Raw genomic sequence first — 24,339 nt, forward strand, 5'->3', positions numbered from 1 at the left:
TGGAGGGGAAGTACGATGGCAAAAGAAATTACTGATAAAACTTTTTCAGAAGAAACCGATAAAGGCTTAGTCCTTATTGATTTTTGGGCAACTTGGTGTGGTCCATGTCGGATGCAAGCGCCGATCTTGGAACAATTAGCGAATGAATATGAGGAAGACGAATTGAAGATCGTGAAAATGGATGTGGATGAAAATCCTGAAACACCAGCTTCATTCGGGATCATGTCTATTCCAACTTTGTTGTTGAAAAAAGACGGCCAAGTCGTTGATAAAGCAATTGGGGTGCATACAAAAGATCAATTGAAAGCTTTAGTTGCGGAACATATGTAATAGAAGAAACGTTTTTGAAGCAATAGCCGAAAGTGGCTATTGCTTTTTTTATTTTGGGGACGTTTTTTTCAAATTTTCTATTAGGCAGTGGTATACTTAAAGTGAGGAGTGGCACTAAAAAATATCTTGTTAATATAGTAAGAAAGTGATACCAAAATAGGATTAAAGGGGGAATAAAAATGAAAAAGTTGAAACGTGGGTTGCTTCAAGGCGTTGCGATTGTTGGGGTATTGGTCGCACCCATCGCAGGAACGATCACACAAGTTTATGCAGCAAATGAAGGGGATCCGACAGCAGCGTCTGTTACTGCACAAGAGACGACGTCAGAAAGTTTTTCAGAAGCGAGCGCAGCATCATCTCAAGAGGCAAGCACAGAGAGTACAGAGTCAAGCACGGCAACTGAGTCTTCATCAACGTCTACCTCTTCATCAGAAACAACGTCAAGTAATAGCACGGCTGCAACTGAGACCAGTCAGACCGAGACCACACAAGATTCATCTACTCAATCGACAGAAGAATCTTCTGAAGAACCAGACCTAGGGATCATTGATGTTGAATCAATTGCAGATAAAAACCAATATGTAAAAATCAATCCGGTTGCAGCAGCCAATCCTGAAACGCAAAACATCCTTTACCGTTTTGAGAAGGATCAATTGATCGAGCAAGGAACGATTAATGAATTAGCTGGCAAGGTATACCTTAGTGTCAAACGGTATCAAGGTGCCGATAAGCGGACCTATCTTGAAATTCGTGACGATCAAAAGGTTGTCGGTGTCGTAGCAGAAGCAGCAGTGAAAGTTGCCAGCGGAACCTTCAAAACCGAGAAAAAATATACAACCGTTACAAGTGCGAAAGAACCGCTTTGGCAAGATGTGTTTTTAGATAAAAAAACGAGTACTTCTTCAAGCATTGCTGGTCAAACCTTTGAAATCAAAGAAGTATTCACGACGAATGATAACGTGATCTATTACGCATTGTATTCAAATAAAAATGTTCTCATCGGTTGGATAAAAGCCACCGGCGTTAAGTTAGCGACATCACCTGGGGGTGTATGGCAGTCTGAATCAAAGTATGCCACGATCATCAGCGGAAATTATACGCTATGGCAAAATTTTCATTGGACAGCGAAAAAAGGAATGACAGCCTCTCTAAATGGAAAAACAGTCAAAGTTACTGGGAAATATCGCCACTTGAATGGGTCGACATACTATTCTCTTTATACAAATAACAACAAATGGCTAGGCTATATCAATGCCTCGGGTGTCAAATTAACGACTGATGCGCAAGGCGCCTATCAGTCCTACGGGAAATATGTGACATTGACCAAGAAAAATTACACGATTTGGGGCAATTTTCGCTGGTCGAGTAAGAAAAACACTACCACGAAATTAGCGGGAAAAACCTATCTTGCCAAAGGAAGATACAACCATGTCAATGGCGGTGTCTACTTGTCCCTTTATGATGCGAATGGCAAGTGGATCGGCTACTTAAATGCCAATGCAGCAACAGTTGCCAACAATCAGGGGGGCACTTGGCAAAGTGAAAAACGCACAGTCCGCCTAAAAAGTAAGAATTATACCTTATGGCAAGATTTAGCTTTTGCGAAGAAAAAAGGCAGTAGTGCGAATTACATGAACAAGAATATCCAAGTTACTGGGAAGTATCAACATTTCAATGGCTCCACCTACTACTCCCTCTATCTCAACAACAAATGGTTAGGCTACATCAATGCAAGTGGGGTGACCAATGCCCATACGATCACTTCTCAAAGCAACATTAGCCGCTACGTGGTCGTCAAGAATGGGGATGGCAATTTCTTTGAAAAAGCCGATCCCAATAGTGCCAAACTTGGGAAAAAGAGTGCCTACAAAGGCTATATGGCACAAGCGACCAAACTAGCAAAAACGAGTGATGGCAATTACTTGTATCTCGTTTCGCCAGCTGGTCGAATCGGTTGGGTCAAGGAAAATCAAACCACAAATGTAAATAGCAACTTTTGGATGTATACTACAGGTGGGAAATATCCTTCATTAAACGTTAAAAACTTAAACATTGAAGTATCTATCAGCAAACAGCGGGTCTACATCAAATCAGGAAATAAAGTGATTTATACGATGCTTTGCTCGACCGGTGCCTTCAATACGCCAACACCTTTAGGGAATTTCCGTATCCAAGCAGAAAAAGGCTTAGCTTTTTCAGGAGCCGCTTACTACCGTTCCTTTAAAGATCACGGCGTCTATTTATTCCACACGATCCCAACGAGCATTGCTTGGTCCACTAATGCTTTTAGTTCTGTTGAAGGACGAAAATTAGGCACTCGGGCTTCTCATGGCTGCATTCGTTTAGCAGTCCCAGATGCCAAATGGTTTTACTATAACATCCCTTATAATACGCCTGTCAAAATTGCTAACTAATGTTCAAAAAGTCGTTTCCCCTAGTGGAGACGGCTTTTAATTTTCAAAAAAAGATTGACGCTGGTTATATCATTCGATAATATATCATTGAGTGATATAGCTAGTGGGACGGAGGAATCAAATGGATGAGGCATTGACAGATTCAACCTATTTGATTTTATTAGCGCTTTTAAAGCCGAAACATGGGTATCTCATCATGAAACAGATCCATGAGCTGAGCCAAGGGACGTTTGAGATTGGTCCCGCAACGATGTATACGATTTTAAAGAAGCTGACGAAAAAGGGGTGGATCGATTTAGAGGAGAGCGTTGACCGAAAAAAAATCTATCAGATTACACCAGAAGGAAGACAAGTTCTGGAGAAAGATATTCAACGGCGCAAATTATTTTATCAAATCGGAGAACAGGTTTTCGAAGCGTTAGGGGGAGAGCAAGATGGGCATCAATAAGAAATACCTTCTTTCACTTGGTGTAGCCTATTACCCAGAAAAGGAAATGGTTCGTCTGCAAAAACAAGCGTCGTTAGGGTGGCACTTTGTGAAGATGAATCGGTTAGGGTTTTTGAAGTTTATCAAAGGAGACCCAGAAATGACCAAATATGCAGTAGACTTTTTCGAAGGAGAGCCCTCTGAGATCGTTGATTACTTAGCGATGTATCAAGCAGGAGGCTGGACTTATATCAGCAATTATAAAGATCGCTATTTTTATTTTAAAGCGTCTCCTGACACACCAGCGATTTTCAGTGACCAAGAAAGCTATCAAGAACGGATCGATAATGAAACACGGTATTTAATGAAAAAATCGATTCTACTTTCGGTGATCAGTTTAGTGATATTAGCAGCAATTTATTTTCTAATCCGTTATTTCAATATTCGCACAAATCCATTTTGGTCCTTTGGACTAGGATTGATTACGGGGCTGGTGTTTATCCCGATTGGGGTAGGATTGACCACGATCCTGATGAAATTCTTATATAAAAATCGAGCAAGTTATTACAATGAACCAGAGAAACTGGCGAAGCGTCAACGAGTGATCCGCGATACCGTCATCTTGATGTTTGTCGGAGCGATCATTGGCGCCGTTATCGGCTTTTTCTTTAGTGATATATTTTATTAGATAGGGAAGGTGAGCATGTGTTAGAAGCAAAACAATTAGTAAAAACATTTGGCGATTATACAGCAGTCGATCAATTGTCCTTTACCATCAATGATGGACAGATCATGGGCTTGATTGGTCAAAATGGTGCTGGTAAAACGACGACATTCCGATTGATCTTGGATTTCTTGAAAGCCGATCAAGGGGAAGTATTGTGGGATGGCCATAAAATTAGTGAAAAAGAATACAATATTATCGGCTATCTGCCAGAAGAACGCGGCTTGTTTCCAAAAGTAACGATTGAAGATCAATTGATCTATTTCGCGCGGTTACGAGGCAAGAAGAAAGAAGACATCGTACCAAAAATCGACTATTGGATGGACAAATTTAAAGTCAAAGGCAAGAAAACCGATAAAGTCAAATCGCTATCAAAAGGAAATCAGCAAAAAGTTCAGCTGATCTCAACGTTGATCCATGAACCAAAATTGGTGATTTTAGATGAGCCATTTAGTGGGTTAGACCCCGTCAATGCAGAACTGTTGAAAAATGGGATCATTGAACTGAAAAAAAATGGCTCATGTGTCATTTTCTCCAGTCATAATATGGATAATGTGGAAAAAATCTGCGATCACTTGATTATGCTGCGGGATGGTCAAACCGTCTTAAACGGAAAAGTTCATGAAATTCGTGAATCCTTTGGGCGGACGAAAGTCTATTTAGAATCCAACTTGACGAAAGAACAGCTCTTGGCAGTGGCAGGTGTCGAGGAAGTTCTTGCCAGAGAAGATGGCAGCTATGATATTACGATCGCTGATCCTGCAGTAGGAAAAACCTTATTTGATTTAGCAACGGCGGATGGTTATATCCCTATGTTCAATCAACAACCGCCAACGTTAGAAGAAATCTTTAAGCGGAAGGCGGGAAAAATAAATGAGTAAGTTTTGGGTAATCGCATTAGATGTTTATAAAAAAAATATCAAATCAATTTCGTTTTTGATTATGATTCTCGTGCCATTTATTGCAACGGGGGCATTTTATCTCATTGGTTATTTTGCTGATGGTATGAACAGTGTCGACAAAATTGCCGTTTATGCGAATGAACCAGCCATTGCACAGACCTTTGTGGACCAAAGCGGCGATGATTTTGAATTTGAAATTGTTGACAGCGAAGAACAAGGGCAGCAACAGATGGCAGACAAAGATGCTGATGCTTTGTTACTTATTACTGCTTCTGGGGATACGCTGCAAGGGGAATTATTAAGCGAGTCCTCGATGGGGCAAGCTTTAGAGCTGACGATCCAACAGTTATTGACGGGGTTGCAGTCTTCCTATAGAGCTAGTGAGCTTGGCTTGACTGCTGAGCAAGTGGCAGTCCTTAGTGAAGTCGCACCGCTCGATCGTCAAAAAGTTTCCTTCGGTGAAGATGGCGAAATGACTTATGGGGAAGACAATACCGCGATGCAATCACTAGTAAGTATGATCGCAACAATCATCCTCTTTTTCTTTATCATTACTTACGCACAGATCATTGCACAAGAGATCGCTTCTGAAAAAGGCACACGCATCATGGAAGTCATTTTGTCTAGTACACGGGCGCAAATCCATTACTATGCCAAATTGACGGGTGTAATCATGGTTGCAGCGACCCAGCTAGTTGCTTATGTTGCGATTTTTGGCGGGAGCTATTTCTGGATCAAGGATAACCCAATGGTAAAAGACTTGTTGGCAAACTTTTCGACAGATGGCATTTTTGGTCCCTTCCTGGTGTTTGCGATCGTTTTCGTCTTCTTAGGAATTTTGATCTACTCGGTCTTGTCAGCCCTTTGCGGGTCGTTAGTGAACAAAGCAGAAGATACGGCGAAAGCCATCATTCCAGTAACGTATCTTTCATTAGGCGGGTATATGCTTGGAATCGTGCTAGGCGGTATGGATCCTCATAACGTGGTCTTGCGAGTAACTTCCTATGTACCATTTTTATCTTCCTTCATTATGCCAGTACGGCTTGCTAATGATACAGTGGGTATCGGCGGTGCATTGATTTCAGTAGGGATCCTTGCTGTTACCACAATTGTCCTGATGCTGGTTTCTGCAAAAATGTACAAATCAAATGTCTTGATCTATAACGACAATGGCATTTTAGCAACGTTGAAACAATCACTAGTGTTAATGAAAAACGAAAAATAAGCAAAACGCCCGATCCTTTTCGTGATCGGGCGTTTTTTATTATTGACTTTAGTCAGTTTCGTTCGCGTAGCGTACGAAACAAAAAAACCGCGCGTTTCTACGCGTGGACGAAATAGCTTTAGCGATAAAAAACTCCTTTCGATATACTAATAGTGGCTACCAGCCGCATATCAGATCGAAAGGAGTTTTTTTATGTCTAACGACGATAAAAGTTTAGCACATACCAGATGGAATTGTAAGTATCACATAGTCTTCACCCCGAAGTATCGACGAAAAGTGATTTATGGAAAGTTAAGAGTAAGTATTAATCAGATATTAAGAAAATTGTATGAGATGAAAGATGTTGAAATCATTGAAGCTCATGCCATGCCTGACCATATTCATATGTTAGTAAGAATACCACCAAAGATTAGTATTTCTAGTTTTATGGGCTACTTAAAAGGACGAAGTGCAACCTTAATCCATGAAAAACATGCGAATTTGAAATATAAGTATGGGAATAAAAGCTTTTGGTCCAAAGGATACTACGTGAGTACGGTTGGGTTAAATCAAAAAACAATTGAAAAATATATTCGAGAACAAGAAGCAGATGATCGAATAAGAGATAGTATAAGTAAACAAGAGTATGTAGATCCATTTAAATAGTTAAAGAGAGATAGGGCTGTGAGCGGTTGGTGGTCATTTAAAAAGCCCCTTTTAAGGGGCTAGCGAGTGGTGAGCCCTTCTAGGGCTGTTAAAAAGCCACCCGTTTCACGGGTGGATATTTACTCGCTAAAATCTAGAAAACAAGGGGCAAGACTTTAGAATTCCTGCACAAAAAAGTTGAAGATCGATTGCTCAGAAGGCAGCTTGTGAGCGGCTAGCTCAGGATGCCACTGAATGCCTAAGATCGGTGCGCCATAGGCGGTGGATTCAATGGCTTCAACGACACCATCAGGAGCGGTGGCAATCACGTTGAAATCATCCGCAACGGTTTTGACTGCTTGGTGATGAAAAGAATTGACGTGATAGGTTGTGCCTAAAAGAGCAGCCAAACGACTGTCTGCCTTGATTTTTACCCGATGTGTAGGGAATTGAAAGAACGTCGGCAATTGCACGTGTTTGATCGTTGGGTGATCGATCAAAGAGAGATCTTGGTACAAACTCCCGCCAAATGCGACATTGAGTAACTGCATGCCGCGGCAGATTCCAAAGATCGGTTTGTTTTGAGCCACTGCTTCTTTGATCAATGCCAATTCAAAGACATCACGATCAGGATGAATACCTTGAATCAAGGGATGAGGGTCTTCGCCATAGTGAACAGGGGAGACATCATGACCACCGGCTAACAAGAGTTTATCGATTTTGCTGATGTAAGTCGCAGCATCTTCCACGACACCCATTGGTAATAATAGGGGGATGCCTTGGGCTTGTTGGATATGGGTCACAAAATTTTTGGGTGTATAGGACAACCAATGTTCTGCTTCTTCAATCATTGGTCGTTCATTAGCAGCGATGCCGATAATAGGCTTCATTTGATCAAACCTTTCTACTAGTAAATGGATCGAAAAAGAAAAAAGGACACGAGGTCCTTTTTTCGATCACCTTCGCTTTATTTTTCGCGAATAACTTCGATTTTGTAGCCATCAGGATCTTTCACAAAATAGTAAGAAGGAGAAGTTCCTGGGAGTCCTTTCAGATCAGTGACATCAAATCCAGCCGCTTGGTGCTTCTCATGAAGCGCTTCTAGATCATCGGTACTGATGGCGATATGGCCATAGCCGTCGCCTAACTCATAGCCAGGATGGTCATAATTATAGGTCAACTCTAGCTCGTAATCATCACCAGGCAAAGTTAAGTAAACCAAAGTAAATTTATGTTCAGGAAAATCACGACGGCGAGATTCTTCAAAACCAAAGGCAGTTTGATAAAAATCTAGAGAAGCCGTTAAGTCTTTGACGCGGACACATGTGTGAGCCATTTTCATGGGTAAATCATCCTTTCGATCTTGATAGTTGTATGATAACATATTTTCTCTTTTTGTAACGAATAAAAGACAACCGAGCGTTATTTCCAGCTTGTCCAGACTATTGGCATAGGGTAAAATGGAAAGAAAGTGTTGGTGGAGGGAATCATGCCAGAAAAGGAAATTGTGTTCGGGGAAAAAGAAGCGGGGAAACCATACAAATCAAGATATGGGGCGTATGTCGTTCTTCCAAACGAAAAAAATGAAGTGATCTTGGTGCAAGCACCCAACGGCGCATACTTTTTGCCCGGTGGTGAAATTGAGCCAAATGAGAGCAAAGAAGAAGCGATCCAACGAGAATTGATTGAAGAACTTGGATTTGAAGGGGAGATCGCTGAGTATCTAGGGGAGGCAGTTGAATACTTCTATTCGCGCCATCGCGATACATTTTACCATCACCCGGGCTATTTCTATTTAATGACACAGTGGAAAAAAGTTTGCGAACCGACAGAAGAAACCAATCAATTGTCTTGGCACACGCCAGAAGAAGCGATCCAACGATTGAAACGCGGCAGCCATAAATGGGCAGTTGAACAGTGGTTGGCAAAATAAAAAAGTCAGGCTTCCGATAAAAAGGAAACCTGACTTTTTTTGCACTTAGTTATTTGTTAAAACATACTTTTTGATTACTTCTGCTACACCGTCTTCTTCATTTGAAGCGGTGAGGACATCTGCGGCATTTTTCACGTTTTCAGTAGCATTGGCCATCGCCACACCGATACCAGCATATTCCACCATGGTTAAATCATTTTCATTATCGCCGATCGCCATGACTTCTTCTTGTTTGATGCCTAAGTGCTCCGCCAATTTTTTGACAGCAGCTCCTTTATGTGCTTGTTTATTTAGGACTTCCAAGAAGTATGGAGCACTTTTAACCACATTGTAGTTGTCGGTCAAACTACTCGGCAATTGTGGGATGATCTGATCCAGTATTTCGGGATCATCGATCATCATCATTTTGATGATATTCAAGTCAGCAGTCATTTCTTCTGGTGTCCGATATTTCAATGGCATGTTGACTAAGAAGGCTTCATAAATCGTGTAAGGACTGATATCGCGGTTAGCGGTATACATGGTATCCTCAGTTTCTACATGAAGGTGAACCCCTAATTTTCTCGCAGTCATCTCAACAAAGAGATAGTCATCTTGGGACAAGCCGAATTCAGAGATGATCTCTTGATTTTTGGTTTTTTGAACCAAAGAGCCATTGTAGGTAATCACGAAATCATTGTCCGTAAATAAGTCTAGTTCCTTCAATAAATCTTGGACACCAGTTAAGGGGCGTCCCGTACACAAAACGATGCGCACGCCTTGTGCTTCTGCGTCTTTTAATGCTTTGTAAACTGCTGGAGTGATCTTGCGGTCGTTGTTCAGCAGGGTGCCATCGATATCGATGGCGATCAGTTTGATACTCATAAGTTCCTCCTAGTGGCTTGGTTTGATCAAAGCACCATTGCGAATGTGCTTGGCAAACTCTTGATACGTCTCTCCAAATAAATCATAGTGATTTTGGATGTTGGGGTCAATCATTTCTTTTGGAAAATAAAAGCGTTGGTCACCTTGGGTTTGTCCTGCTAAGGCTGCAACAAGTTGACTGGCTTGGGATAATTCTACAAGGGAACCATCTTTTTCCTGTAATTCGATCTGTGTCCGATGCTTACCAGAAGTTGGTCGATAAAAATCATAAGGCAGATCGAAGCTTGAATTGATGGCAGTATAGTAGCGGGGATTGAAGCCGACTTTTTCCACCAGTCCCTGCATTTCTCCAATCATCGGCAACTGTGTCTCATCGTCAAAGCGAGCGGATTTTAGCGGTTTACGATTTAAGAACCGCTTGGCTAAATCGCTGAGGATCGGATCATTCTCTTCCGTCCATTGGGTAAAGTAGGTATTCAACACGCCATCGTCGAGTTTCAAGTATTCATCTAAAGTGAATTCTTGTTTTAAAAATGGGAGAAGCAGTTGCGAATGGCTTTGAAACATTTCCTGATCCACTTGATAAAGTTCTGCAGCACGATCCAGCAAATGGGCTAAGATCACTTCCATCCCTCGAGAACTCGCATGGAAATAAACTTGCACATACATTTGGTAACGACTGACGATGTAGTCCTCCACAGCGTGCATGCCATTCATAGAAAAAGCAATACCGCCTTCGTACGGACGAATCACTCGTAAAATTCTGGTCAGATCAAACGTGCCATATTCAGTGCCGGTAAAATAAGCATCGCGCAGCAAGTAGTCCATCCGATCAGCATCGATTTGACTGGAAATCATTTGAACGACTTGGGGATTGGGATAGGTTTTAGTGATAACACTTGCCACTTTCTCAGGAAATCCAGCCTCCACTCGGTTCAATATCTGATGAACTTCCGTTTCAGGAGAAGTGATGATCGCCACTGTGATGGCTTCATGGTCTGTATGGAAAATATGCTCAAAGGTGTGGGAGTATGGACCATGGCCCACATCATGAAGCAATGCTGCACACAAGGTCACTAAACGCTCCTTATCATCCCAGCCGTTCGGTCCAACTTTTTCAATCGAATAATTGCGTTGGAAAATATCGCAAATGCGGCGGCTGATTTCATAAACCCCCAAGGAGTGAGAAAAGCGGCTGTGTTCTGCTCCGTGAAAGGTGAAAGAAGCAGTCCCTAGTTGTTTGATTCGTCGCAAACGCTGCACTTCTTTGGAATTGATCAAGTCTAAAATCACTTGGTGCTGCACATGGACATAGTTATGAACAGGGTCACGAAACACTTTTTCTATCGCTAAGGTTTGATATTTATATGGTAGGCTCATCGCTAAACTCCTTTATTGGGTGATTTCGCTTTTCCATGCCAGCTAAGCGTTGCTGCATTTGTTCGCTAAGGTCATTTTCTGAAAGCCATTGATCCAGTGACTCAAGCGGATATAGGGATTGGTCTGTGATCAAGAAAAGCAGGGCTTTTTGCAAGCGGTCAATCACCTCTTGTGTGGTAAACTTACGGCCGAGAGCCGCTTCTAAAGTGGTCATGCTCGCAGGATTGACGGCTGGATAGCCATCCGTACCAAAGCGCTCTTTTAAACCTGCTTGGTAAAAACGACGAACGAGAGAGCTGCGGGCTGGTTGGTCGCCATTGATGCTCAGATACATCATGACAGCCACGCCGTCTTTGATCCGTCGTTGTGCTGTGCCAGCAATTTTTTTTCCGTCAATACTCAGGTCATAGGTGCCTGGGCAGTACGAGTCAGCAATTTCATAAGCCAAAATTGTCCGCTCAGGAAAGGCTGTTTGCAACAATGTCGCCATCATTTCATAGGCTGCATCCGTAGTGGCAGCCAAATGTTTAGGGAAAATGAGGGAGACATTCAAAATACCGGCATCATTGATGACCCCAAGCCCGCCTGAGTTGCGGATGATCGAGTCATAGCCAGCTTCTTTCAGAACCTGCAGACCATCTATCAAAAAAGGCAGCCGGGTATCTTTCATTCCTAAAATCATCGTATCGGACAACTGCCAAAAATGACAATAAACTTGTTCAAGTTTGCCAGCAGCTTCGGTGGCAACATCGGTGAAAGCAAACGGCTCATAAGGATTGTGGATACGTGGTAAGGTTTGATCCATTATATAGATAGTCAAATCGGTTAAACTCCTTTAAAAATACCTGTTATCCTTATTATATACGATTCTTGGAAAATTACTTGGAGAAAAGAATGAAAACTTGCTTTTGTTTTCGCTTTTTTATTTTCAATGAAGAAATAGACCAAGGAGAATCAACTGAAATGATTGACAAACGAATGAAAAAAAGCAAGAATGAAACTGAAATCTTCAAAGGAGGCACACGTACATGCAAGAATTATCAAAAGGAATCCCAATCTCGATTCATTTAACAACCAATGTACGTCAAGCAGGGGAAACAGAGAACTTTCTGTTTGATCTGCAAGGACAAGCAGTCAAGATCGGTGATACCTTATATATCCGTTACAAAGAGATCCAGCCAGACGGTACCGACGTTCCCGTCACGATGAAAATCATGCCAGACGGATTGATTCAATTGATTCGCTCAGGGGAAATGCGCATGCGTTTGAAATTTTCTTATAAGGAACGGTTAGAGACGAGCTACCAAACCCCGTATGGTTTGATGATGTTCCACACCTTCACCAATCACCTGCACGTTAGCTTGAAAGACCGTCCATACTCGGGAAAGATCGATATCGATTATGACTTGTTCATGGCTGCTGACAAAGTCGGCGAATACAAACTATCTTTAGAATTTACCGCTTGATCAAAGGGAAATTGAAAGAAAAAATTGCAATTTGAGGCGTAATTTTGTATGATTAGGAGTAGACTGTGAAAGGACGTGTCCCGTTTGGAAATTAATGTATTTGAAGGTGTAAATAAAAACGAATTGTCGATGATTGAAGTTGCCCATGCGATTTTAGAGCAGCGCGGTGACGTGATGGATTTTTCTGATTTGGTCAACCAAATTCAAAACTATCTTGAAACTTCAGACAGCGAGATTCGTGATTCATTGGCGCAGTTTTATACAGACTTGAATATCGACGGTAGTTTTATTTCTTTAGGCGACAATCGTTGGGGCTTACGTTCATGGTACGCCATTGATTCGATCGATGAAGAAGTCAACCATGGCATCGAAGACGAGGATGAAGATACACCACGTCGTCGCAAACGTAAAAAAGTCAATGCCTTTATCAACGATGATGAAGACGCAATCGATTATAACGATGATGATCCTGAGGATACTGATTTGTCAGATGACGAAGAAGATGATCTCTTTGATGATGATGATGACGAGGATGAAGAAATCTCGGCATACAATTCAGACTTGCAAGAAATCGGCGCCGACAATAGCACCGATGATGAAGAAGAATTACCTGACAGCATTGAGGAAGATCTAACCATTATCGATGACGATGATGAAGATGATTTTGCGGATGAAGAGGAAGAAGAGGAGTAATCCTCTTCTTTTTTTCGCCTTATGGCCGCAAGCAGCTTTTAATCGTTGAAGGACGAGTTCGCCTTCTTACATAGATACAAATAAAAAAGGAACCGCATCAGCGGTCCCTAAGTGCTTTTGAATTATTGATTTGAATCGAGTATACTTGTAACGAAAAGAAAAAACGCGCCTTGAGGGAATCGAACCCCCGTCTCAAGAACCGGAATCTTACGTGATATCCACTACACTAAAGGCGCGAAGCACAAATATTAGTTTAACCAATTTCAGTGAAAAAAACAAGAGGTAGAATGATGAAATTTCAACAGCAATTTTCACAACAACAAAAACAGACGCAAAAGCTTGCTATGACGCAGAAATTACAGCAATCGATCCAAGTGTTGCAATTTTCTGCAGACGAATTATTGTCCTTCATAGATAACCAAGCATTAGAAAATCCATTGATTGATCTGGGGGAATATGATTCGCCCATCACACCAAGCAAAAGCAATGGCTCATCAGAACAATTGATGGATTATTTAAGCCAGATCCCTGACCAGCATACGTCTTTATTCGAATACCTCATTGATCAAGTGCATTTAAACTACCGAGATACCTTCTTGCGGACGATCGTTTTATTTTTAGTCGAGTACATTGATTTAAACGGCTTTTTGACGATTGATCTGGAAGAAGCTGGAAAACTTGTTGGTGGGACCCCAATCCAAATGCTCGATGCCTTGACCTTGATCCAGCAGCTAGATCCAGCAGGCGTTGGTGCTCGTGATCTAAGAGAGTGTTTGATGCTGCAAACGGAAAGAGATGACTATGCGCCGCCAACGGCCTATCTCATTTTAGAAGAATTTTTTACGGAAATGGCAGAGCGCAAGTGGGACAAAATCAGCAAAGCGCTGCAGATTCCATTAACTGAGATCCAAAAGGTCTTTGATTATGTTCAAACATTGACCCCAACACCAGGGGCTGCGTTTGGGTCAACCGATGGGCTTTACATCGTTCCTGACCTGCGGGTGACGGTTGAAAAAGGACAGCCGATCGTGAAATCAAACAAACGCGCCTTACCAGAGGTTCGCTTTCAGCAGCAATATTTTGATCAATTGAAGCAAAGCGGTGATCCAGAGGTCTTAAGTTATTTAGACAATAAAGCCCAAGAGTTCGAGTGGCTGAAAAAGACCTTGCTGCAACGAGGGGATACCATCTATCGTGTCGGGGTGCAGATCGTTGCACGGCAAAAGGAGTTTTTCACTCAACCAGATCGCCCATTAAAGCCATTGGTTTTAAGAGAAGTTGCCGAAGAATTAGGGATTCATGAATCAACGGTCAGCCGAGCGGTCAACGGGAAATACTTGGAAACCTCCTTTGGGGTGTTTGAATTAAAACTATTTTTTGGACAGAAAGTTTCGACACAAGAAAGCGGTGATGACCTGACGACGGCATCGATCAAACAGCAGCTAAAGGCACTGATCGATGAAGAAAACAAAAATAAACCATTGTCAGATCAGAAGTTGACAGATGCCCTCAAAGCCCAGGGCATCGATATTTCCAGACGAACGGTGGCAAAGTATCGTGAAGCTATGAATATCCCAGGTTCTTCCAAGCGGAAACGATTCGAGTAAAGCAAAACGTACTATTAACGAGTAGGAAAGGCAGCAAAGCCTTTCCTTTTTTTATCGATCCTTTCCTCTTTTTCAAATTATGACGATTTTATGAAAAGCAAGATTTTGTGACTGAAATAGTTGCGTATCAAGGCGATAAGTGCTACTATTATTGGTGTAGGAAACAGATTTAAATTTTTTTTGCAATCGATGGGTCATTTTAAGTCATTGTAGGACGAAAATTGTCCAACGGGAGGATATAAAATGCTCGATGAATTAAAATTGATTGAGGCAATCACCCCGGATATTCTCGCTGTACTCCAGGAACGTTACCGTATCTTAAGAAATATTTATTGGATGCAGCCCGTTGGCCGCCGGACACTTTCGGAAAGTTTATCAATGACGGAACGCGTGTTGAGGACGGAAACAGATATCCTTAAAAAGCTAAAACTGATCGACTCTTCAAAAAGCGGCATGCAATTGACCGCCTATGGAGAAGAAGTGTACACGAAGATCGGTGCACTGATGGATCAGCTGTTCGGAATGCACCAAATCGAAAAACGATTATCAGAGACCTTTGGCATCGAACGTTGTTTGATTGCGAGCGGCGATGGTGATCGACAACCGAAAGTGATTGCTGAATTTGGCCAGTTGCTGAATGAATCGTTGGATCTCTTATTGCCAGAAGGCAAAAACACCATCGCAGTGATGGGAGGGACGACAATGGCGAAAGTTGCCGAGGAATTGGGCAATTTGGAAACCGCCAAACGTCATAACTTGTTTGTTCCAGCCCGTGGCGGTATCGGAGAATCAGTCAACGTGCAAGCAAACTCAGTCAGCTCAGTAATGGCGATGCAGACAAACGGCGATTATCGCTCCTTGTTTGTACCAGAACAATTAAGCATGAGCACCTACGAGTTTCTCTTGAAAGAACCCGCCATCGTTGATGTCTTAAACTTGATAAGTCAAGCGAATTGTGTTATTCATAGTATTGGACGGGCGTTGCATATGGCGGCTCGACGAAAAATGTCAGAACAAGAAATTCTGATGTTAAAACAAAAAAATGCAGTTGCAGAATCCTTTGGGTATTTCTTTAACGAAGCTGGCGAGGTCGTCTACAAAGTTCCTCGCATCGGACTTCAATTAAAAGATTTGCAAAAAGTCCCAATCATTTTTGCGGTCGCTGGCGGACAATCAAAAGCCAAAGCGGTCAATGCATACATGAAAAATGCACCAAAACAAACCTGGCTCATCACCGATGAAGCTTGCGCAAATGAGATTTTAAAAGGGGCAACCCTTTAAAATAAATATTTTTATGATTTTCATAAGGAGGAAATCTTAAATGACAGTTAAAGTAGGTATTAATGGATTTGGACGTATCGGACGCTTAGCATTTCGTCGTATCCAAGAAGTAGAAGGAATCGAAGTTGTGGCTATCAATGACTTAACAGATGCTAAAATGTTAGCTCACTTGTTAAAATATGATACAACACAAGGACGTTTCAACGGTACAGTTGAAGTTCACGAAGGTTCATTCAATGTGAACGGAAACGAAATCAAAGTTTTAGCTAACCGCAACCCTGAAGAATTGCCTTGGGGCGAACTAGGTGTTGAAATCGTGTTAGAATGTACTGGATTCTTCACTTCTAAAGCAGCTGCTGAAAAACATTTAACAGCTGGTGCAAAACGTGTAGTTATCTCAGCTCCTGGTGGAAACGATGTTCCAACAATCGTTTACAACACAAACCATGAAACTTTAACAGGTGAAGAAACAGTTATCTCTGGTGCTTCATGTACAACAAACTGTTTAGCTCCTATGGCGAAAACATTGAACGACAAATTTGGTGTAGTTGAAGGATTAATGACTACAATCCACGCTTACACAGGTGACCAAATGACTCTAGACGGACCACACCCTAAAGGTGACTTCCGCCGTGCCCGTGCTGCTGCTGCAAACATCGTGCCTAACTCAACTGGTGCTGCTAAAGCGATCGGCTTAGTAATCCCAGAATTGAACGGCAAATTAGATGGTGCTGCTCAACGTGTTCCTGTTGCAACTGGTTCATTAACTGAATTAGTTACTGTTCTTGACAAAGAAGTAACTGTTGATGAAATCAATGCAGCAATGAAAGAAGCTTCAAACGAATCTTACGGTTACAACACAGACGAAATCGTTTCTTCTGATATCGTTGGTATGACTTACGGTTCATTATTTGATGCAACTCAAACAAAAGTTATGACTGTTGGCGACAAACAATTAGTTAAAACTGTTGCTTGGTACGACAATGAAATGTCATACACTGCACAATTAGTACGTACTTTAGAATACTTCGCTAACCTATAAGAGTTGCGAACGACTTTAATTTAAACCATCGCAAGAGAAAGCGGGGAAGCATCGCGCTTCTCCGCTTTTTTTAACAATTATGCTAGGAGGAATCTGTTCATGGCGAAAATGACAGTTCAAGATATCGATTTAAAAGATAAAAAAGTTCTTGTACGTGTGGACTTCAACGTTCCATTGAAAGATGGAGTGATCGGAGACGATACACGGATCAAAGCAGCATTACCAACAATCAATTACGTGATCGAAAACGGCGGAAAAGCAATTCTTTTCTCACACTTAGGTCGTGTGAAAGAAGAAGCAGATAAAGCTGGAAAATCTTTAGCGCCAGTTGCGAAACGTCTAGGCGAATTGTTAGGCAAAGAAGTAACTTTCGTGGATGAAACCCGCGGCGAAAAATTAGAAGCAGCGATCAACAACATGCAAGATGGCGATGTCGTTGTTTTTGAAAACACTCGTTTCGAAGACATCGATGGCAAAAAAGAAAGCAAAAACGATCCTGAACTAGGTAAATACTGGGCTTCTTTAGGCGATGTTTTTGTAAATGATGCCTTCGGTACCGCACACCGCGCACACGCTTCAAACGTAGGGATCGCTTCAACAGGTATCCCAACAGTTGCTGGTTTCTTAATGGAAAAAGAAATCAAATTCATCGGTGAAGCAGTCGAAGAACCAAAACGTCCAATGATCGCGATTCTTGGTGGAGCAAAAGTATCTGACAAAATCGGCGTAATCGAAAACTTGATTCCTAAAGCAGACAAAATCTTGATCGGCGGCGGAATGACGTATACGTTCTACAAAGCAAAAGGCATGGAAATCGGTAATTCTCTTGTGGAAGCAGACAAAGTAGAATTAGCAAAAGAATTGATCGAAAAAGCTGGCGATAAATTAGTATTACCAGTTGATTCAATCACTGCTGCTGAATTTTCAAATGATGTCCCAACAGAAGAACATACTGGTGATGTTCCTGAAGGACAAATGGGCTTAGATATCGGACCTGAAACTATCGCTTTGTTTGCTGAAACATTAAAAGGCGCAAAAACAGTCGTTTGGAACGGACCTATGGGTGTGTTTGAAATGTCTAACTTCGCAAATGGTACGATCGGTGTTTGTGAAGCAATTGCCAACCTTGAAGATGCAACAACGATCATCGGTGGCGGTGACTCTGCAGCTGCAGCAGAACAATTAGGTTTTGCTGACAAATTTACCCACATCTCAACAGGTGGCGGTGCCAGCCTTGAATTGCTAGAAGGAAAAACACTTCCTGGCCTAGCTGCGATCAACGATAAATAATCAATGACAAGCCGTGCAAAGGATCTCCTTTGCACGCTTGATAACGAAAAGGAGTGCCAGAACATGCGCAAACCAATTATTGCCGGAAACTGGAAAATGAACAAAACTGCGAAAGAAGCAAAAGAATTTGCTGAAGCAGTCAAAACAAAAATTCCTAGCAACGATACAGTTGACTCTGTGATCGGTTCGCCAGCTCTATTCTTAGAAACATTAGTGAATGCTGCTGAAGGAACAGAATTAAAAATTGCTGCTCAAAACAGCTACTGGGAAAATGAAGGTGCCTTTACTGGTGAAACTTCACCAGCAGCTTTAGCAGATCTAGGTGTTGACTATGTCATCATTGGTCATTCAGAACGTCGTGAATACTTCCATGAGACAGATGAAGACATCAACAAAAAAGCCAAAGCAATCTTTTCAAACGGCATGATCCCAATCCTATGCTGTGGTGAATCTTTAGAAACCTATGAAGCTGGCAAAACAGCGGAGTGGATCGAAGGACAAATCACTGCTGGCTTAGACGGTTTAACAGACGGTCAAGTAAGTAATCTTGTGATTGCGTACGAACCAATCTGGGCGATTGGTACTGGTAAATCAGCGGATGCAAACATCGCAGACGAAATTTGTGGCGTTGTCCGCAAAACCGTTGAAAAATTATACGGCAAAGAAGTTTCAGATAGCGTGCGTATCCAATACGGCGGTTCTGTAAAACCTGAAAACATTGCTGAATACATGGCAAAAGAAAACGTTGACGGAGCATTAGTTGGCGGCGCAAGCTTGCAAGCTGATTCATTCCTAGCATTATTAGATGCTGTAAAATAATTTCATTTTCATGAAAATAACATTTGCAGAATCGTGATTTTTTCACTACAATTAAGTTGTTCGCAAGGGGCTTTCCCCTTAAGATAAAACAAACTCAAAGGAGAGACAAAACATGTCAATTATTACTGATGTTTACGCACGCGAAGTCTTAGACTCACGTGGTAACCCAACTATCGAAGTAGAAGTCTACACAGAATCAGGTGCTTTCGGCCGCGGAATGGTTCCTTCAGGAGCTTCAACAGGTGAACACGAAGCAGTTGAATTACGTGATGGCGACAAAGCTCGTTATGGCGGTAAAGGTGTAACGAAAGCAGTTGACAATGTAAATAACATCATTGCAGAAGCTATCATCGGCTACGATGTACGTGACCAAATGGCTATCGATAAAGCAATGATCGCTTTAGACGGAACTCCTAACAAAGGCAAATTAGGCGCAAACGCGATTCTTGGTGTTTCTATCGCTGTTGCTCGTGCAGCTGCTGATTACCTAGAAGTACCTTTATACCACTACTTAGGCGGATTCAATACAAAAGTATTGCCAACTCCTATGATGAACATCGTCAACGGTGGTTCTCACTCTGACGCACCAATCGCTTTCCAAGAATTCATGATCTTGCCTGTAGGCGCACCTACATTCAAAGAAGGCTTACGTTGGGGTACTGAAGTATTCCACGCTTTGAAATCAATCTTGTCTAAACGTGGTTTAGAAACTTCAGTAGGTGACGAAGGTGGTTTCGCTCCTCGTTTTGAAGGAACTGAAGACGGTGTTGAAACAATCTTAGAAGCAATCAAAGCTGCTGGTTTAGAACCAGGTAAAGACGTATACCTAGGATTTGACTGTGCATCATCAGAATTCTACGAAAACGGTGTTTACGACTACTCTAAATTTGAAGGCGAAAACGGCGTAAAACGTACTGCTGCTGAACAAGTTGACTACTTAGAAGAATTAGTTAACAAATACCCAATCATCACTATCGAAGACGGTATGGATGAAAACGACTGGGATGGTTGGAAACTATTAACTGAACGCTTAGGCGACAAAGTTCAATTAGTAGGGGATGACTTGTTCGTTACAAATACTGAAATCCTTGAAAAAGGAATCAAAAACGGTATCGGTAACTCAATCCTGATCAAAGTTAACCAAATCGGTACATTGACTGAAACATTCAATGCTATCGAAATGGCGAAAGAAGCTGGTTACACTGCAGTCGTTTCTCACCGTTCAGGTGAAACAGAAGATTCAACAATCTCTGATATCGCAGTTGCAACAAACGCTGGCCAAATCAAAACTGGTTCTCTTTCACGTACTGACCGTATTGCAAAATACAACCAATTGCTACGTATCGAAGACCAACTTGGTGAAGTTGCTGAATACAAAGGCTTGCAAGCATTCTACAACTTGAAAAATAAATAATCAATTTCATTGATTTGCTCTGATGTTCTGTGGGCGGCTGATTCTTATCAGCTGCCACGACATCAGAGTTTTTTGTTTAATAAAAGTTAAGAGATTTTATAAATAGACAGAAAATAACCATAAGGTTTTAAAGAATCTGCTAAAATTTTTTTAATATAAAATGAAAATAAATGGATATTTTATGAAAGTTTTCATCGGTATTTTCAAAATGATATTTTCTAACAAGTGAAATTTTGTTGAAGGCGTGGCAAAGGCTTTGGGTAGTTGAGTTGAAACAAAAAGACTTTGGTCACGATCAAAACAATCTTTATCGATTTTGACTATTTTTTATGAAAGTATTATTCTTTTATATTTTGATTTTAAAGAAATCCTATTTCATTTTCACGAATTCGCTTGAAATCAAAAGACAGGTAACAATGGTTTCTCTCACTTTTTTCACAGAATTGAAATTTTACTAGCTTTGCTTTTTTTCTTCTTTCCGATTAGGATAATCACCTGAGTAAAATTTGTTGTTTGGAGGAAGAGAAATGCGTACTTATGTGAAAAAAATATCTTACCCGTTTGTTATGTTGTCTTTGCTTGTAATGTCCTATGTGACACCATTGTTACCAGTCGTTACAGCTCATGCGGACACCGAGGGAAACACCAAAATAATTCTATTTCAAAATGAAAAAGGAACAGCGCAAGTGATCTCATTACCAGATCCTACGACAGGAAAAATCACTTGGACGATCGAGGTAGAAAAGAATCAGCAGTCTGCTGCTAATCAACTGGCATTCAGCTTGAGTGAAGGAGAACAAACGGTTCTGCCAGAATCAATCCAAAGCAACGGCACGCCATTTACATATGATCCGCAAAGACAGCAGCTGATGGAAGAAACTACTAGCAGCTCCTTTAGCCAAATGACGCTAACGTTTCAAACAAAAGCTCTTAAAACATTGACAATCAAATCCGCATTTCTTCAAACAGAGGAAGAAAATGGACAAGTGAAAGAAGACATTATCAACACAACAGATGTAGCAGTTGTTCTACCTGACAATCAATCCACAGAAGCAACGAGTGCCGAAGCAGTGCTTGCTGACAGTCAGGAACAAACAGAGGCTTCTGAAAACCAGCCTGCAACAAAAAGCAGCGAGTCACAACCACAAGCAGAATCAACTACCGCATCAACAGCAATCGAATCACCACTTGATACACAAGCAAGTGCGCCAGCAGCTTCAAAACTATCAAGTGGCGGCAGCTTTAAAAATGATGTGCCAGAAGTTGATAACGTACTTCTAGGAGAAGCCCAGTATTTTCATATTTTTGCTAACCATGCGACGCTAAATACCCATACGAACGGAAACTTAGCAGTGGGGGAACTAAATGGCAATGTCAATTTTGGAACCAGTATTCAGGATGGTTCGTTGGCAACAGAAATCAATTATATTCAAAAGGTCAATGCGATCGCAAATTCTTCTTTTGTGTCAGGAACTGATAGCAGAAAAAACAAAGTTGTCTTTGGCCCATCAGTCACAGTAGATTTAGCAGATCAAAATCAACAAACTGCCGTTTTTGTAAATGGACAGAGAATGGATCATTTGAAAACTTCCGAAGTTTTCCAAGATCAATCTGCAAGTGAACCGTATATAGATTTTAAAAAGGTATTTTCAACGTTACAGGCGACGTCAGAAAGGCTAGGAGCCTATCCGCAAACACCCAGTGTAACCAAAGATTTTACTGATAATAATCAGCGGGTCATCAATACCGCCCGTGCTGAAAATGATACGCAAGAGGTTGTTTTGACCTTAACGGATGAACAAGGCAACCCGCTTGATGACGGTGTTTACGAACTTCAAAATAAAAAGACACATAAAGAGGTTGATGAAGAGGTCACAAATGATGAAGGACAAGTAATCGAAACGGATCTTCCAGAAGGGGATTATTCCTTTGTTGAAACAGAAGCGCCAGACGGTTATCTAATCGACAAGAAACCAATTTCCTTTTCGGCAGATACTATTGATGAAGAAGATCAAAAGGTAGTCGTTACTCTTTCAAAAACAGAATTAGAAAAAGATACACCTATTACCATCAAAGGGCTAACAAAAGGCACGTCTCCTGTGCTCATCAATGTGGATACCGAAGGAGCAAGTACCGTTAATATCAAGTCACAAATCAAACTAGAATATACAGATGGCACGACGCGCAATAGTCATGAAACAGAAGATTTTGATGATGCCGTTATCCTGTGGAATTTTATTAATCAGCCAGAAAATCAAATGATTTCGATTAATAGTCCCTTCCAAGGAACGATTTTGGCTGTTGGTGATACAGTTGATGTCCACCAAAATGTTGACGGCAGTATCATTGCTGATACGGTATTGGTCAATGCGGAAACCCATCGCTGGGATCTTCAAGCCAATGAAACGGTTGTACCGATAATCAAATTAGCTGCAATGAATCACCTGCTGTCTCTTGATACAACGACAGTCAGCGGAACCAAAACGTGGGACGATTATGACAACAAATTTAATACCCGTCCGACAAGCATTACGGTTCAATTACTGCAAAATGGTGAAGTGTTCCAAACAAAAACGGTTACCCCGAATAAAGAGGGGGAATGGCATTATGAATTTACCGATCTACCAACAACCGACGAATCTGGTCAGACCTATGACTACGCAATACAAGAAACACCCGTTGATGGGTATACCACCAAAGTAAACGGTTATGACCTAGTCAACACCTACCGTAACACTGAAACGACAGAAGTATCGGGAACGAAGACATGGAATGACTACGACAACAAGTTCAATACCCGTCCTGAAAGCATCACTGTCAATCTGATACAAAATGATAAAGAAATCGCCAAGCAAGTCGTAAAAGCAGATAAAGAAGGCGACTGGACCTATCGCTTTGACAATTTGCCTAAGTATGATACCGAAGGAAAAGTGTACACTTACACGATCCAAGAAGAAAATGTTTCAGGATACACCAGTGAAATCAACGGTTATGATCTAGTCAATAGGTACCGCAATACGGAAACAACAACAGTTTCAGGTACGAAAACATGGAATGATAACAACAATCAGCTCAACATCCGACCAGAAAGTATTACTGTTAAATTGATGCAAAATGGTAAAAAGATCGACAATCAAATCGTAAAAGCCGATAAAGAAGGCAACTGGACTTATCACTTCGAGAATCTGCCTAAGTATGATTCCAAGGGAAAAGCCTATGTCTACACGATTCAAGAAGCAACTGTTTCTGGATATATCAGTGAAGTAAACGGCTATGACCTAGTCAATACGGAAACAACCACAGTTTCAGGCAGAAAAACTTGGAATGACAACGACAACCAATTCAATACCCGCCCTGAAAGCATCACTGTCAATCTGATGCAAAACGGCGAAAAATACGCAGAAAAAATTGTAAAAGCAGATAAAAAAGGCAACTGGTCCTATCGCTTTGATAAGCTGCCAAAATACGATGCCGAAGGAAAAGCCTATACCTACACGATCCAAGAAGGAAAAGTTCCAGATTACACCACCAAAATAAATGGCTATAACTTAGTCAACACTTATACAGGGCCAGAGACACCAAAAACACCGAGTGATCCTAAAAAGCCGCAGGTCCCGTTGTCACCTAAAAAGCCAGATACTTCTAAACAATCGGAAGATGACAACAAGAATGACGCAAACCATGCGACTACTGAAAAACGATTGCCTAAGACAAACGAGCGCTCTTCTTATGAGTGGAGTATCCTTGGAAGTATTTTACTCGTTACAAGCGTTGGCATACTTTATCGACGAAAACATAGTTAACCAATTAAAACTTTGTCCTGCTTCTCTGCTAGAAGTCAGGGCAAAGTTTTTTTAAAAGTATAGGACTTGATTAAGACGTGCGACAAAACTTTGGCTGAAAT

The 24,339-nt window shown here is 41.4% G+C and carries 22 protein-coding genes and 1 tRNA gene; 17 read left to right on the forward strand and 6 right to left on the reverse strand.

All coding sequences use genetic code 11. The annotated features are described in order from the left end of the window. The first annotated feature begins 15 nt into the window (after positions 1-15). From trxA to tnpA, 7 genes are all read left to right on the forward strand, one after another. On the forward strand, positions 16-330 hold the full coding sequence (gene trxA / locus IGJ05_RS13115) for a thioredoxin (RefSeq protein WP_005228645.1): 315 nt from the start codon (positions 16-18) through the stop codon (positions 328-330). Positions 331-509: 179 nt separating this feature from the next. Further along, positions 510-2,744, forward strand: a complete 2,235-nt coding sequence (locus IGJ05_RS13120; protein WP_438725277.1) for a L,D-transpeptidase — start codon at positions 510-512, stop codon at positions 2,742-2,744. Between the two features lie 121 nt (positions 2,745-2,865). Then, entirely contained in the window at positions 2,866-3,192 is a 327-nt protein-coding gene (locus IGJ05_RS13125) for a PadR family transcriptional regulator (protein ID WP_015510192.1), read from the forward strand. Further along, positions 3,179-3,859: a DUF2812 domain-containing protein gene (locus IGJ05_RS13130; RefSeq protein ID WP_266166992.1), complete on the forward strand. Its 681-nt coding sequence runs from the start codon at positions 3,179-3,181 to the stop codon at positions 3,857-3,859. Before IGJ05_RS13125 ends, IGJ05_RS13130 begins: the two co-directional genes overlap by 14 nt. A gap of 17 nt (positions 3,860-3,876) precedes the next feature. Continuing rightward, entirely contained in the window at positions 3,877-4,776 is a 900-nt protein-coding gene (locus tag IGJ05_RS13135) for an ABC transporter ATP-binding protein (RefSeq protein WP_005228654.1), read from the forward strand. Next, positions 4,769-6,022 carry an ABC transporter permease gene (locus IGJ05_RS13140; protein WP_005228656.1) on the forward strand — a complete coding sequence of 418 codons (1,254 nt, stop codon included), beginning with the start codon at positions 4,769-4,771 and terminating at the stop codon, positions 6,020-6,022. Before IGJ05_RS13135 ends, IGJ05_RS13140 begins: the two co-directional genes overlap by 8 nt. Positions 6,023-6,214: 192 nt before the next feature. After that, on the forward strand, positions 6,215-6,667 hold the full coding sequence (gene tnpA / locus IGJ05_RS13145; protein WP_010750015.1) for an IS200/IS605 family transposase: 453 nt from the start codon (positions 6,215-6,217) through the stop codon (positions 6,665-6,667). 155 nt (positions 6,668-6,822) lie between these two features. Here the strand turns inward: tnpA and IGJ05_RS13150 are convergent, their stop codons facing one another. After that, the gene (locus IGJ05_RS13150; protein WP_015510190.1) at positions 6,823-7,536 is read right to left on the reverse strand and encodes a gamma-glutamyl-gamma-aminobutyrate hydrolase family protein; all 714 of its coding nucleotides are present in this window, start codon (positions 7,534-7,536) and stop codon (positions 6,823-6,825) included. A gap of 77 nt (positions 7,537-7,613) precedes the next feature. Then, positions 7,614-7,988, reverse strand: a complete 375-nt coding sequence (gene gloA / locus IGJ05_RS13155) for a lactoylglutathione lyase (protein WP_005228659.1) — start codon at positions 7,986-7,988, stop codon at positions 7,614-7,616. Between the two features lie 147 nt (positions 7,989-8,135). On the opposite strand from gloA, the gene IGJ05_RS13160 reads away from it, so the two are divergent. Then, complete coding sequence (locus IGJ05_RS13160; RefSeq protein ID WP_005228661.1) at positions 8,136-8,579, forward strand: NUDIX hydrolase; 444 nt, start codon at positions 8,136-8,138, stop codon at positions 8,577-8,579. Positions 8,580-8,624: 45 nt separating this feature from the next. Here IGJ05_RS13160 and yidA read toward each other — a convergent pair whose 3' ends face one another. The 3 genes from yidA to IGJ05_RS13175 are packed head-to-tail and all read right to left on the reverse strand — an operon-like array spanning position 8,625 to position 11,628. After that, positions 8,625-9,443: a sugar-phosphatase gene (gene yidA, locus IGJ05_RS13165; protein WP_266166494.1), complete on the reverse strand. Its 819-nt coding sequence runs from the start codon at positions 9,441-9,443 to the stop codon at positions 8,625-8,627. 9 nt (positions 9,444-9,452) lie between these two features. After that, positions 9,453-10,823 (reverse strand): HD domain-containing protein, encoded by a 1,371-nt coding sequence (locus IGJ05_RS13170; RefSeq protein WP_266166493.1) that lies wholly within the window; start codon positions 10,821-10,823, stop codon positions 9,453-9,455. Further along, entirely contained in the window at positions 10,807-11,628 is an 822-nt protein-coding gene (locus tag IGJ05_RS13175; protein WP_438725320.1) for a lipoate--protein ligase family protein, read from the reverse strand. The genes IGJ05_RS13170 and IGJ05_RS13175 overlap by 17 nt, the downstream gene beginning before the upstream one ends. Positions 11,629-11,851: 223 nt before the next feature. Here IGJ05_RS13175 and IGJ05_RS13180 point away from each other — a divergent pair, with 223 nt between their 5' ends. Further along, on the forward strand, positions 11,852-12,289 hold the full coding sequence (locus tag IGJ05_RS13180; RefSeq protein ID WP_005228669.1) for a DUF1934 domain-containing protein: 438 nt from the start codon (positions 11,852-11,854) through the stop codon (positions 12,287-12,289). 84 nt (positions 12,290-12,373) lie between these two features. Then, on the forward strand, positions 12,374-12,982 hold the full coding sequence (gene rpoE / locus IGJ05_RS13185; protein ID WP_005234347.1) for a DNA-directed RNA polymerase subunit delta: 609 nt from the start codon (positions 12,374-12,376) through the stop codon (positions 12,980-12,982). A 164-nt stretch (positions 12,983-13,146) separates the two neighbouring features. On the opposite strand, the gene IGJ05_RS13190 is transcribed toward rpoE, so the two are convergent. Further along, positions 13,147-13,218, reverse strand: a tRNA-Arg gene (locus IGJ05_RS13190). 51 nt (positions 13,219-13,269) lie between these two features. Between IGJ05_RS13190 and rpoN the strand changes: the two genes are divergently transcribed. From rpoN to IGJ05_RS13225, 7 genes are all read left to right on the forward strand, one after another. Next, positions 13,270-14,589: an RNA polymerase factor sigma-54 gene (gene rpoN / locus IGJ05_RS13195; protein WP_266166492.1), complete on the forward strand. Its 1,320-nt coding sequence runs from the start codon at positions 13,270-13,272 to the stop codon at positions 14,587-14,589. 243 nt (positions 14,590-14,832) lie between these two features. Continuing rightward, complete coding sequence (locus tag IGJ05_RS13200; RefSeq protein WP_438725278.1) at positions 14,833-15,870, forward strand: sugar-binding transcriptional regulator; 1,038 nt, start codon at positions 14,833-14,835, stop codon at positions 15,868-15,870. Positions 15,871-15,910: 40 nt separating this feature from the next. Further along, complete coding sequence (gene gap / locus IGJ05_RS13205) at positions 15,911-16,912, forward strand: type I glyceraldehyde-3-phosphate dehydrogenase (RefSeq protein ID WP_005228677.1); 1,002 nt, start codon at positions 15,911-15,913, stop codon at positions 16,910-16,912. Between the two features lie 99 nt (positions 16,913-17,011). Further along, the gene (locus IGJ05_RS13210) at positions 17,012-18,202 is read left to right on the forward strand and encodes a phosphoglycerate kinase (protein WP_005234355.1); all 1,191 of its coding nucleotides are present in this window, start codon (positions 17,012-17,014) and stop codon (positions 18,200-18,202) included. A 63-nt stretch (positions 18,203-18,265) separates the two neighbouring features. Further along, the gene (gene tpiA / locus IGJ05_RS13215; protein WP_010749804.1) at positions 18,266-19,021 is read left to right on the forward strand and encodes a triose-phosphate isomerase; all 756 of its coding nucleotides are present in this window, start codon (positions 18,266-18,268) and stop codon (positions 19,019-19,021) included. Positions 19,022-19,133: 112 nt separating this feature from the next. After that, complete coding sequence (gene eno / locus IGJ05_RS13220) at positions 19,134-20,435, forward strand: surface-displayed alpha-enolase (protein WP_005228686.1); 1,302 nt, start codon at positions 19,134-19,136, stop codon at positions 20,433-20,435. 527 nt (positions 20,436-20,962) lie between these two features. Further along, a complete protein-coding gene (locus tag IGJ05_RS13225; RefSeq protein WP_438725279.1) occupies positions 20,963-24,238 on the forward strand; it encodes a Cna B-type domain-containing protein in 3,276 nt (1,091 codons plus the stop codon). Positions 24,239-24,339 lie beyond the last annotated feature (101 nt).

It is taken from the genome of Enterococcus sp. AZ167 (assembly GCF_051714025.1).
Taxonomy (GTDB): domain Bacteria; phylum Bacillota; class Bacilli; order Lactobacillales; family Enterococcaceae; genus Enterococcus_D; species Enterococcus_D casseliflavus.